The sequence below is a fragment of the Natroniella sp. ANB-PHB2 genome (assembly GCF_046097105.1).
GTDB lineage: Bacteria > Bacillota > Halanaerobiia > Halobacteroidales > Halobacteroidaceae > Natroniella.
The window spans coordinates 1,022,621-1,034,811 of sequence record NZ_CP175562.1 but is presented as its reverse complement, the minus strand read 5'-3'; the positions used below and the strand labels follow the sequence as shown (position 1 = coordinate 1,034,811).

Annotated in this window: 13 protein-coding genes and 1 riboswitch; of the genes, 10 read left to right on the top strand and 3 right to left on the bottom strand. The window is 32.9% G+C overall.

Translation table 11 applies throughout. The features are described 5' to 3' along the window. The first annotated feature begins 62 nt into the window (after positions 1–62). The 4 genes from ACKF5P_RS05250 to ACKF5P_RS05235 all read left to right on the top strand — a co-directional run bounded on the left by ACKF5P_RS05250 (position 63) and on the right by ACKF5P_RS05235 (position 3,175). A complete protein-coding gene (locus tag ACKF5P_RS05250) occupies positions 63–857 on the top strand; it encodes a DnaJ domain-containing protein (RefSeq protein ID WP_408956442.1) in 795 nt (264 codons plus the stop codon). 13 nt (positions 858–870) lie between these two features. Then, complete coding sequence (locus ACKF5P_RS05245; RefSeq protein WP_408956441.1) at positions 871–1,467, top strand: DedA family protein; 597 nt, start codon at positions 871–873, stop codon at positions 1,465–1,467. A 29-nt stretch (positions 1,468–1,496) separates the two neighbouring features. Then, entirely contained in the window at positions 1,497–2,336 is an 840-nt protein-coding gene (locus ACKF5P_RS05240) for a DUF5685 family protein (protein ID WP_408956440.1), read from the top strand. 113 nt (positions 2,337–2,449) lie between these two features. Then, positions 2,450–3,175 carry a hypothetical protein gene (locus tag ACKF5P_RS05235; protein ID WP_408956439.1) on the top strand — a complete coding sequence of 242 codons (726 nt, stop codon included), beginning with the start codon at positions 2,450–2,452 and terminating at the stop codon, positions 3,173–3,175. A gap of 139 nt (positions 3,176–3,314) precedes the next feature. Here the strand turns inward: ACKF5P_RS05235 and ACKF5P_RS05230 are convergent, their stop codons facing one another. Next, on the bottom strand, positions 3,315–3,782 hold the full coding sequence (locus tag ACKF5P_RS05230) for a chemotaxis protein CheX (protein ID WP_408956438.1): 468 nt from the start codon (positions 3,780–3,782) through the stop codon (positions 3,315–3,317). 33 nt (positions 3,783–3,815) lie between these two features. After that, a complete protein-coding gene (locus ACKF5P_RS05225; RefSeq protein WP_408956437.1) occupies positions 3,816–4,220 on the bottom strand; it encodes a bacteriohemerythrin in 405 nt (134 codons plus the stop codon). Between the two features lie 293 nt (positions 4,221–4,513). Between ACKF5P_RS05225 and ACKF5P_RS05220 the strand changes: the two genes are divergently transcribed. From ACKF5P_RS05220 to ACKF5P_RS05210, 3 genes are all read left to right on the top strand, one after another. Next, entirely contained in the window at positions 4,514–5,479 is a 966-nt protein-coding gene (locus ACKF5P_RS05220; protein ID WP_408956436.1) for a hypothetical protein, read from the top strand. Positions 5,480–5,656: 177 nt separating this feature from the next. After that, on the top strand, positions 5,657–5,998 hold the full coding sequence (locus ACKF5P_RS05215) for a single-stranded DNA-binding protein (RefSeq protein ID WP_408956435.1): 342 nt from the start codon (positions 5,657–5,659) through the stop codon (positions 5,996–5,998). Positions 5,999–6,377: 379 nt separating this feature from the next. Then, the gene (locus ACKF5P_RS05210; RefSeq protein WP_408956434.1) at positions 6,378–6,827 is read left to right on the top strand and encodes a CBS domain-containing protein; all 450 of its coding nucleotides are present in this window, start codon (positions 6,378–6,380) and stop codon (positions 6,825–6,827) included. Positions 6,828–6,999: 172 nt separating this feature from the next. On the opposite strand, the gene holA is transcribed toward ACKF5P_RS05210, so the two are convergent. Beyond that, positions 7,000–8,013 (bottom strand): DNA polymerase III subunit delta, encoded by a 1,014-nt coding sequence (holA, locus tag ACKF5P_RS05205; protein WP_408956433.1) that lies wholly within the window; start codon positions 8,011–8,013, stop codon positions 7,000–7,002. Positions 8,014–8,313: 300 nt separating this feature from the next. Here holA and ACKF5P_RS05200 point away from each other — a divergent pair, with 300 nt between their 5' ends. The 3 genes from ACKF5P_RS05200 to ACKF5P_RS05190 all read left to right on the top strand — a co-directional run bounded on the left by ACKF5P_RS05200 (position 8,314) and on the right by ACKF5P_RS05190 (position 12,162). Then, a complete protein-coding gene (locus ACKF5P_RS05200) occupies positions 8,314–9,021 on the top strand; it encodes a glycerophosphodiester phosphodiesterase (RefSeq protein WP_408956432.1) in 708 nt (235 codons plus the stop codon). 143 nt (positions 9,022–9,164) lie between these two features. Then, positions 9,165–9,246, top strand: a riboswitch (cyclic di-GMP riboswitch). Positions 9,247–9,379: 133 nt separating this feature from the next. After that, positions 9,380–11,116, top strand: coding sequence for a type IV-A pilus assembly ATPase PilB (gene pilB / locus ACKF5P_RS05195; RefSeq protein ID WP_408956431.1), 1,737 nt, complete (start codon positions 9,380–9,382; stop codon positions 11,114–11,116). After that, entirely contained in the window at positions 11,116–12,162 is a 1,047-nt protein-coding gene (locus ACKF5P_RS05190) for a type IV pilus twitching motility protein PilT (RefSeq protein ID WP_408956430.1), read from the top strand. The genes pilB and ACKF5P_RS05190 overlap by 1 nt, the downstream gene beginning before the upstream one ends. Positions 12,163–12,191: the final 29 nt, after the last annotated feature.

Genomic DNA, 12,191 nt, shown 5'->3' with positions numbered 1-12,191 from the left:
AAATGTTAGTTATATATAGAAAATAGGGTTTGTAGATAAAGATATAGGAGGTTAAATTTAAGATGTCTAAAGATTATTATGAAATATTGGAGGTTTCATCTAATGCTAGTCAGGCTGAAATTAAGCAAAAATATAGAGAATTAGTTAAAAAATATCATCCTGATCGACATTATGATAATCCGCTTAAGGAGTTGACATTAGAAAAATTTAAAGAAGTTAAAGAGGCTTATGACGTTTTAGGAGATCCAGAAGAACGGAGCAGGTATGATAGAAATAGAAAAGGTTCAAGTGCCCAGCAACAGAGTACAAGCAGAGGGTTAAATCAATTTGAAGTATTATTGCAGGAAATTGATAACTTATTGAATAATAGGCAGTGGACTGAGGCTAAGCAGAAATGTAAGCAGGCAATTAATTTAAATTCAAATAGCCCAATCCCTTATGCTTTTAGAGGTTTGGCTTATCTAAATTCAAGTCAAGCTAAAGCATCTCTCTCTGATTTTGAGCAAGCAGAAAAGTTAGGTTATAATGCTGGATGGTTTTTTGGAAATTATGGGGTTGCTTTAAATGAGACTGGCCATTTTAGGAAAGCAATAACCAAGCTTAAAAAAGCAGTAGAGATTGATGGTCAAATACCAGGCTATATTGCCCACTTGGCTATTGCTTATGAGTCAGCTGGCAATTTAACAAAAGCAGATCAAAACTGGAACAAATTAGAAAGAATAGATCCTAATAATCCGATATTACAAAAGAGGAAGCAGGTTTGGAATAACTCACATACTCAGCATAATGAAGAAAGTTGCTGTGATGATTTATGTTGTTTTTGTCTAGTTCTTAAATGCTGTTTTGATTGTTGTTAAAGGAAGTGTTTAAATGTTTGAGGTTGATGAATTAATAAGGTTAATCTTTGAATATGGCTATATTATTATTTTTTTAGGTACTTTAATTAATTATTCAGGGATTCCAGTCTTTATAGTATTGGCTGGTTTACTCTATTCTACTGGAAAACTAGATTTACAGTTAACTGTATTAAGTTTTTTAATAGCACTTGTAATTATTGATCTATTATTATTTAAGGTAGGTAAATATTTTGCTGACAGGCAGAGTCGTTATCTGTTTAAAGCTGGAGTTAAAGGCTTTTTTTATAAGTTATTACTTAAAGGGAGTAGGTTTTTTTTAAGCAACCAGACTATATTTTATTTATTCTCTAAACTAATTCCAATTTTAGGTAAGTACACTCCTGTTATTGCTGGCTATACAGATAAACCTTTTTTAAAGGCTATGGTTATGTTTTTTATAGGTGATTGTATATATTCTTTTTCTTTTTTTATTAGTGCTTTTTTTATTGGGGAGTTGATTTTAGAATATTCACTAATTGTCGGTTTATTGAATGCAGGAGTGTTTTTTTTAATTTATACTATATTTTATCTAGTAAATAAACGTAGGGTAAAGAAGAAAATAAATGATTAAGTAATTTATCTTAGGTTGGGAGGAGAATTATGCTTGGATATTTCAGACCTAAAAAATGTTTATTATCTAAAGAGGATAGAGAATTTTATAAAGCTATGTATTGTAGTTTTTGTCATAGTATAAAGAAGAACCATGGTCTAACGACCACTCTCTTTTTACAGTATGATCTAATTTTTTTATTATTAATTATTGATTCAGAGTTAGATCTTTTTTCTCATGGGAGAGTTAGAGATAAGAGATGCCTCTTTCCTTTAAAAAAGGTAAGTTGTGTATCTGAAAATTCTTTGTTGGATAAGTTATCTGATTTAGCAATCTTTGTTGTTTATACTTATTATCTTGATAAAAAGATTGATGGTGATGATTATAGGGTAAAGGATAAATTAATTCATAAGTTGATTAAAATAAAAGGAAATAAGAGCTTTAAAGGTTTAAAAAATATAAAGGGTATAAAAGAGAAGTTGGTAGCTGGAATGAAATTAGAAGAACAAAGAGAGTATTCACCAGATTATAGAATAAGTTTTATCTGTGATCTTTACGCTAATTTGGTGGTTGATAACTTGGGATTAGTTGATTTAGAAGTTGATTATTATAAAGTAGCTTATAATATGTGTAAGGTAATGTATTATTTAGATGCTTTAGAAGATTTTAAGAGTGATCGGAAGAATGGAGAGGTGAATATACTATTTGATCTAAATACTGATTTAGATCAAATAGTAGGGTATGTAAGGAATAAGTTAATTTCTGCTTTAGCAGAAATTAAAGGTTCACTCTTATTTAATAAAAATAAAAAAATAATAGAGAATATTATTGAAATCCATTTACAAGGAGTCTTCAATAAGTTTAGGAAAGAACTTTTAATGGAGAATTAATTTATTGTTACAAGATATATTGCTAAAGATGGAAGAAATTAATATAGATTAGACTTAAAAAGTGAGTTAAGATAAGAAGTAGATATTATAAAATATATAAAGGAGATTAAATTATGAAACTTAAAGTAATAGTACTGATTAGTTTACTTCTTATCTTAGGTGCGGGTTGTAAAGAACAGGAGAGACATGAGATATCTGGTCAAATAGTAGAAGTTGGAGAAGTAGGGGTTGAAGATGTATCGCTACATATAGGAAGTGATGGCTTAGTAAGGACTGATGAAGAAGGTAGATGGTCTAAGATAGTTGAAGAAAAGCAGTTAAGTAAAGGAGAGGTTTTGATCAGACCTGCTAAGGAAGGGTATTATTTTATTCCTCAAGAAAAGAAGATGACTTCATTAAGACAGGATATAGAGTTTGAAGCGGTTAAAAGCAATTATTTTGAAGGGGATAATAAGATTCATCTGATAGAGGTTCAACCTCAAAAGAGGATTTTGATTGAAGAGATTCTACCTGGGGAAGAGTATAAGATCTCATTTGATTTAGTATCAACAGTTGAGAATGAAGAACTTGCAAAATATCTAGAGGTATTAGGGTTAGAATATATTGATTTGGCTGTAATTGACAACCCTTATCCTGGTGAAGTAGAAAGATTAATTAAGAAGTTTGAAGAGGTTAATCTGAAAGATGTAGTTGATCCGGCAATAGAGGGTACAATAACTATTATAGAGAGTTATTTAGTTAATTTGGCAGATGATAATATTGATTTGATTGAAGATAGGTTTGATGGTCTGCAAAGGTTGATTTCTGATGAAGATAATTTAGATGAAGTTATAGATTAAGTAGTAGTTTGATTAAGCAGATCTCATTCTTTGTGGGGTCTGCTTTATTTTTTTAGATTGTAGTTACTTTGATGTTGTGCTTAAGCAACTAGAAAATATTAAAAAGATAAGCTACGGGCCAACCCCATAGCTTATCTTTTTAATGGTTTAAATAGAGCCCAATATTAACATCAAACTTTCCAAAATCAGTCTCAAGAGGCTGAATAGAGATCTCCTCACTTGTCAGTGAAATCTTATTATTAACTCCAATAATCACTTGAGGGGGAGTAATATCACAACAGTAATCATTTTGGTTAAGTTTTGTCATAGCATTACCACAGATAATATTTCCTAGTTCACTGACTGCGGAAGTAACAAATTTGTCGATCTCTGTTATTTCCATACCGGACATCTCTTGTACTATCTTGAGTGCTATCTCTTCTGGGAAACTGAAGATAATAGCACCTTCTAAATCACCAGTTACACCAATAGAGATATTAACCTTCTTAGTTGAGATTAATTCTTCAGTGACAGTCATTGGCCCATGTTCAATCTCTTCTAATTGAAGAATATTATTTAAGACCTTATTAGTAGCAGTAAAGATCGGTTCTATGTAATCATTAGCCATCTTAAAGTTCCTCCTTTAAAGATTTTGTTTTAATTACTCTTGGACATAATCAGCAATTTTTTGATCTTCATCAGCAACATGATTGATTAACCAGGTTAGTAGTTTACCACTAAACTCCATAATGAGATCTTCATTATATTTGTCTGCTTCAAACTCTTCTTTAAACTTGATAATTTCTTTTTTGAATCTATCGTGAACATCTTTGTGTTCTTCGTAATAAGGGTAATTATATTCTTGTTGTATCTTCTCTTCTGAATCAAAATGAACAACAACATATTGGCCCATAAAATCAAGTGTCTCTTCGAGCTCTTCTATTTTATTCTCAAGCTCTTCATCATTACGAACGACATCTAAAAAACTATTTAATCGATTAAATAGTTCTTGATGTTGTTGGTCGATCTTTTCAATGCCTATCTTGTATTTTTCTTTCCATAACATAATTCTCACTCCTTTTTTTAGTAATAATAATGATTCCTGTTATTATATTTTAATTCAATAAACTTTAAGAAAATCCTTTAGATAATGGAAATTAATTTGCTATAATTTTTATAGGAGAGTTTAAAAGTTAAATTAAGCACTTAAACTATAAGGGTTTATATCATATTTAAACTTAATATAAATAAATTTCAGTTCAAGGGTATGGCCCTTGTTTTTTATTATTGAGAATATAATACAGGAAATCTACAAGCAAGAGTAGAATATAGTAATAAAAGCTAACTTGGGAGGGAAGTATGTTTAAATATAAAAAATCACTTAAATTAAATTTGCTAATATGTTTGCTAATAGTTTTGTTTGTTGTAGGATGTAGTAGTGATGATAATGGCCAATTGGAGTTTATTTCTTTTCCAGAGCGAGTTACAGAAGGTGAATCTTTTAATGTTAAGGGAGAATATTTAACTGTAAAGCCTGAGAAAAAAGAGGTAACAGTAATATTGAATATTAAAGAAATAGGCAATGAGAACAGTTTAAAAACTAAAGAGAAGAATTTTCAAAACGAGAGTCAAAATTTTGAGTTTTCAGAATTAGTTGTAAATAATATTAAAAATGATATTTATTTTGAATTTAAATTGATTATAGATAGTAATTATATTCAAAGAGTAGATACAACTAATAATCTTAGTTATGTAGCTAATTGGCATACTGATATTAAAACTACATATTTTAATGATCGAGATGAGGATGGCAACCCTCTTTATGGAGCTTGGGGTAATGATCTGACAGAAGAAAATCCTTTTTACTACGCTTTACCTTATCGCCCCTATTATCAAGGAATGGTTTATCAGGATTATAATGAAGTTAAGAATAAGTGGATTGAGATTCGTTATTGTGATGGAGAAGATTCTGAATCAATTTATGCTCAATGGGTAGATGTTGGCCCGTGGAATGTGTATGACCCTTATTATGTCTTTAGCAAAAGGGATGAACGACCTTATGCTGAAACAGGAATAGATATGGGGTGGAGCGGAGAACATCGTGAGACCAATAAGGCTGGTCTTGATATTTCACCTACGGCTATGGAGTATTTAGGTAAGCAGGTAGAAGGCGATTTTATTGAGAAGGGAATAGTGGAACTTGATTGGCGTTTTGTTGATGAAGATGAGGTGCCTGTTGGCCCGTGGCTTTATGATGAAAGCACTGAAGAAGCTAATCCCGAAGAGTTTAATTTAGAGACGGAAACTTTAAGAAACCGTAATTAAAGTAGTATCTAAGTTTAAAAGAAGACTTTATATCAATTAAACTTAATCGTAGCTGGAAGTAAAAAGCTAGCTGCTAAATGGCTTTAGAAGACAAGTTAAGGAATTAATGGAAAACCAGTATATATATGCTTGGCTTGGTTAAAATAATAGAGAATCTTGAAAAAGGAGTTGAAATTGATGTTAAACCAAGTCAATTTGGTCGGAAGGTTGGCAAGGGATCCCAAGCTGGTTGAAATGGAAAGTGGTAGTAAGAGGGTTAATTTAGTGGTAGCTGTGGAACGTGATTATAGAAATAAAGAAGGAGAGCGTAAGACAGATTTTATCTATGTTACAGTTTGGAATCGATTGGCGGAGCAGTGTGATGAGTTTTTAACGAAGGGAAGATTGATTGCAGTTCAAGGACGTATTGAGGTCAATAGTTGGAATGATGAAGATACAGGCAAAAAGAGATATAGAACCGGTATTATTGCTAGAGAAGTTAAATTTTTAGATAGCCCACGTGAAGAAGTGAGTGCTTAATAATTAGATCAACCCTGTAACTTTTAATTATAGGGTTGGTCTTTTTTTATTTATTGTAGTTGATGCTTAAGTAAAAAATGAAGGCTAATATAAAATTAGGTGGCAATTTTCATTTATAAGAAAAGTGTTTTTATGGAAAAACAGTGATAAAAAATTAAATATATTGAAAAATATTAATTTATGTTTTATAATATTAACAAGTAACAAATATGTAATAATGGAAATTAAATTGAGTAATAATTAAAAAAGGCAACTGAATTGAATTTGAAAGGACTAATTGGAAAAGTTATATTTAATTTTATTATTTCTTTTTAAGTATAAGTCAAGTTCTAAATCCTAATTCTAAAAGTAAGATTTATTATTTGAAAGGAGGATAAAAATGAAGAAAGTAGTTGAAATTATGACAGAAGATGTGATTACTGTTGGCCCAGAAACAGGTGTTAAAGAAGTGGCTAGAATTTTAAGTGAGAATAAGATCAGTGGGGTGCCTGTGATAGATGATAAAGAGCTAGTAGGGATTGTAAGTGATAGTGATTTAATTCGTCAGGGCAAAAAACTTGAATTACCTAATTATATTTATCTACTAGATAGTATTTTATATTTAGAGAGTTTTAAGAAATTTGAAGAAGAATTCAAGAAGATGGTAGGAGCTAAAGTGAAAGATGTAATGGAGACTGAAGTTTGTACCGTTACTTCTGATGCAACAGTTGAGGATGTAGCAACTATATTAGCTGATCATGAGATTAAGCGGGCACCTGTTGTTAATAAAGAAGGAAACTTAATAGGAATTGTTAGTCGAGGAGATATTATTGATTACTTAAGTGAATAAATATAAGAATTTTAGTTGAAGCAAAGCCACCGACAATTAACTGAGCAGTTAATTAATTGAAGGGAGAATTATTTATTACTAATCAGATGAGCATGTAAAGTGTTATATTTTGTGACAATGGCTAGATTATTGAAAATTTAGTTAGATAATGAAGATTATCTAACTAAATTTATTATTCTAATTGGCTCAGTTTTAAGATCAGTAGCTCCATTTCTAGTTCTGGATTACCCTTGCTAACCAACTTTATATCTGTTTTGTGCAATTCTTCAAGGCCTTGCTCTAAACTATCCATTGAGAAGTTTTTACTCTGTTTTAAACATTTTTCAATTGGATAGGGGTGTTGGTTTAATTTACGAGCAATTTGCTTAACAGTTAAATTTTTGTGGTATAAAGATTTAGTCTGGATCATTAATCTAATCTGTCGAGCAATCATTCCTAAGATTTGTTTAGGAGAACCACCATCTTCTATAATTTGGTTCAGTAAATTTAAAGCTTGAGAATTATTTTTCTTACCAATAGCATCTACAAAGTCAAAAATAGCATTTTCTTTTAGCAATTGATCTTTGCTGATGATTTTTGTTACATCCTGTTTAGTAATCTTTCCTTCCTTTTTAGGGCCAATAAAAGTGATGATTTTTTCTAATTCTGTATCTAATCGCTGCAAATCATTGTTAAAGGTTGATTCTAGCAATTTGATTGCTTGAAAATCAATAGTTAAACCTTCTGCTCTTACTTTAGTTTTAATCCAATTATCTAATTTTTTATATTTTAATTCTTTAAATTGCAGTGTTTCTCCTATGCTAGCTACTTTTTTATACAATTTAAGCCGTTTGTCAGGTTTTTTAAAGCTGACAAATAACAAGCTAGTTGTTGTGGGAAAATCATCAAGTAGAGTAATTAATGAATCACTTCCCTCCATCTTTTTACTGAATAAGTTTGTAGCATGGACAACTACAATTCTCTTATCAGACATAAAGGGCATTACTTGGGTTGAGTTTATAATTCTATAAATAAAATCATCGCTAGTTTCTGTAATTAAATCATAACCAAAATCTTTCATTTGTTGATTGACGAAAGTATTAATGAATTTTTTACTAAATTCTTTGATTAAGTAATTATCCCCATAAGCTAAATAGACGGGGGCCAATTGGTTGAGCTCTTTTTTTAAAATCTGTTCAGGGTTCATAAAAGTCCTCCTTGCTTAAGTTTACTTACTGTTCAACTATATATTATATTTAATCTTATGGGTAAAGTCAATTAATTGATATACAGTGGCACTTTTCGTTCGTAAAAGAATGTATTTTTGTAGGGGCGACTCTCCGTGGTCGCCCGTGATTTAACATGGGCAGGCACAGAGACCTGCCCCTACAAATATCATTTTTACCCGCCAAATCAAAAGTGCCACATTATTATAATATAGCTTAGTTTGGTCAATTGCGATATTGAGGTGAGTAAGTTAAAAAATTTAAATTCATGGAGTGATTAGATGTTGAAGATAGGTCATCGTGGTGCTGCAGGGTTGGCTCCGGAAAACACCCGGGCTTCTTTTGAAAAAGCAATGGAAGCTAATTTAGATATGATCGAAATAGATGTTCAGTTATCTAAGGATAATCAATTGATTGTTTTTCATGATCATAATCTGAGAAGGCTTGCTGGAATTAACAAGAAAGTAAATGAGTTGAAGTTAAGTGAGCTTAAAAAGATTGATATTGGAAGTTGGTTTAGTGAACAATTTGCCCAAGAGCGAATTTTGTCCTTAGCAGAAGTGATTGAATTGGTAAAAGGTCACTTGCAGATTAATATTGAATTAAAAGTGATCAGAAGAGATCATAACCTCTTAGTTAAAAAGTTGGTCAGGTTATTAAAAGAAAGAGATTTTAGTCAAGATGTCATTATCTCTTCCTTCGATCATCAGTTGATTAAATCCTTAAAACAGACTAATCCTGAGTTGCAAGGGGCAATTTTGGTTGCTTCTGTGCCAGTCGATCCACTTAGATTGATTAGGGATGCAGATGCTGATGGAATTCATCCTCATTATCTGACTGTAACTGAAGAGTTGGTCAAGCTTGTTAAGCAAGCAGGGCTTATGATCAATACTTGGACAGTAAATCAGCAAGATGAAATAACTAGATTAAAGAACTTAAATATTGATGGGATTATGACAGATTATCCTGAGTTATTAGTTGAAAGATAGACCTAAATTGTAATAATAAATTGAACTAATTTCAAGAGGTTATTTAAAAGATTACTTTATTGAGAAGTTCAAAAAATAGGTGGTTTTAGAAGGGAAATTAATTTAATTGTAGAAATAGATATTTATTATTAGATAAATAATTGTTATTAATAGGAGACAGTGAAGTATAATCTGTATCTGGTCACCTGGATTATACAGAGTTAGTGGTGAAACCGTCCTAAGTTCTTTAATTAAAGGCTTAGGATTTAATTATTTTTAATTATAAAATAGAACTATAAGCACTATTGAAGAGTACTTTGAATATAATAGAAGGAATCGATCAGAAATCTTTATTAGTTTTTTTGGGGTGATAGAAGAGATGATTAAAAAGAAACGGTTGGGCGATATTTTAGTAGAGGTAGGATTTATTACGCAAGAGGAGTTACAGCAAGCTTTGCAGGAACAAAAAGATAGTGATAAGCGGCTGGGCCAAGTGATGAAAGAGATGGGATTGATTACTGACCAGGATGTAATGGAGGCTTTGGAATTTCAGCTAGGAATTCCTCAGGTTAATTTAAGAAAATTTGTCATTGATCCTGAGGTAGTAAAGGTGATCCCTCAGGCTTTGGCTGAAAAGCATAGATTGATCCCGATGAAGAAGAAAGGGAATAATTTAACGATAGCTATGGCCGATCCTTTGGATGTGATGGCTATTGATGATATTAGTGTACATACAAACTGTGAAATAACACCGGTAATTGCTATTGAAGAAGAGATAGAATATGCTATCAATCAGTATTATGGTAATGAAGATGTGGTAAATGAGTTTGTAGAAGATATTAGTTCACGTGTTCAACTAGAAGAAGATGGAGAGTTAGAGCTTAATAGGTTGCGACAGATGGTAGAAGAGGCTCCAGTAGTGAAGTTGGTCAATAATATTATTGAAGAAGGGATTCAACTCAAAGCCAGTGATATACATATTGAACCTCAAGAGCAGATAGTTAGAGTCAGATATAGAGTCGATGGAGTCCTGTATAATGAGATGAATGTTCCTCGCCATACCCATTCTGCTTTGATTTCAAGAATTAAGATTATGGCTGGTCTCGATATTGCTAAACGCAGAGTACCTCAAGATGGAAGGGTAGAGTTGGATTTGGAGAATAGGGAGGTTGATTTACGAGTTTCGACCTTACCTACAATTAAAGGTGAGAAGGTAGTAATCAGGATTTTGGATAAGAGTAGTTTGATGCTTGATTTGAAGCAGTTAGGATTTTTGCCAGAACAGGAGCGTTTATTCAAAAGATTGATCAATCAGCCTTATGGGATGATCTTGATTACCGGGCCAACAGGGAGTGGAAAGACTACCACCCTCTATTCAGCTTTGAAATCTCTAAATAGTGCAGAGCAAAATATTATTACTGTTGAGGATCCAGTAGAGTATAGATTAGATGGGGTTAATCAGGTTCAGACCAATCCGAAGGCTGGGCTTGATTTTGCTAATGGGTTGAGATCTATCTTACGTCAGGATCCAGATATTATAATGGTAGGAGAGATTAGAGATAAGGAGACGGCTGAAATTGCTATTCATGCTGCTTTAACTGGCCACTTAGTATTGAGTACCCTACATACCAATCAAGCTTCTGGAGCTTTGGCTAGACTGGTCAATATGGGGGTTGAGCCTTTTTTGGTTGCTTCTTCGGTCTTAGGCGTTGTAGCTCAGCGGTTATTAAGGAAACTCTGTGATGATTGTAAAACAGTTAAGGAGTTGCCTGAAGATTTTGATCAGAAGTTGAACTCTTTTAAAGAGGCATTAGAGAGGAAAGCGATTCAGGATGGAGAAGCAGAGGTTGAACGCTTTGGCCCGCAAGGTTGTAGAGTCTGTAACCAGACAGGTTATCGAGGTCGAACCGCTATTCATGAGGTGTTAGAGGTTGATGCTGAAATGGAGAAGTTGGTAATGCGGAATGCTTCAGCTAGTGAAATAGAAGATTTGGCTAAGGATAAGGGATTGATTACTCTAGAAGGGTCAGGGTTGATGAAAGTGGCAGAAGGGATTACTTCTTTAGAAGAGGTAATGCGAGTAACGAAGGTGCAGATAGAAGAGGAGGTTAAATAGTGAGATTAGATCAGTTGTTAGATGAAGGGATTAAGTTGGGGGCTTCAGATTTACATTTGACAGTAGGGATAGAGCCTAGATATAGGATTAATGGAGAGCTAAGGAGTAGCAAAAAACTGAAACTAACAGCTAAGAAGGCTGAGAAGATGATTAAGGGGATGGTACCTGCTGAAAAAGAAGAGGAATTTATAAAGCAGGGAGAAGTTGATTTTGCTTACCACTTAGGTGATCATAGATTCAGAGTCAATGCCTTCCAACAACGAGGTCAGGTGGCGGCTGTATTAAGAACTATTCCTAGCCGAATTTTGAGTTTTAAGGAATTAGGACTACCTCAGCAGCTAAGAGAGTTGGCTTTCAAACCACGAGGGATGTTTTTGGTGACTGGCCCTACTGGTAGCGGTAAGTCGACTACCCTAGCTGCGATGATTGATTTAATCAATCAGGAATCTGATAAGCATATCATTACTTTAGAAGACCCAATCGAGTATGTCCATCAACATCAGCGAAGTATAGTTAATCAGCGAGCAGTCGGTAAGGATACTCAGAATTTTGCTAACGGACTGCGTGCAGCATTACGTCAAGACCCTGATGTGATCTTGGTAGGTGAGATGCGAGATTTAGAGACTATATCTACTGCTATTACGGCGGCAGAGACAGGTCATTTGGTCTTTGCAACTTTACATACTAATAGTGCTTCCGAAACTATTGAACGGGTAATTGATGTTTTTCCTCCTCATCAACAGAATCAGATTCGAACTCAGCTCTCTTTAACATTAGAAGGGGTCTTATCCCAGCAATTATTACCTACTGTGGATAATATGAGCCGTGTAGCAGCTACGGAATTATTGATTGTTAATTCAGCTGTTAGGAATTTAATTCGAGAAGGCAAAACTCATCAATTAGACTCTATTATGCAGACGGGGGGCGATAAGGGGATGCACAGTATGGATTATTCATTACGTGATCTCTATTTAGAAGGGGAGATTACTCGAAGAATGGCATTAAAAAAAGCTAATAAAGTTGAGGTTTTACAGAAGTTGATTTAAAGGAGGGATTTCTATTCCACAATTATTTC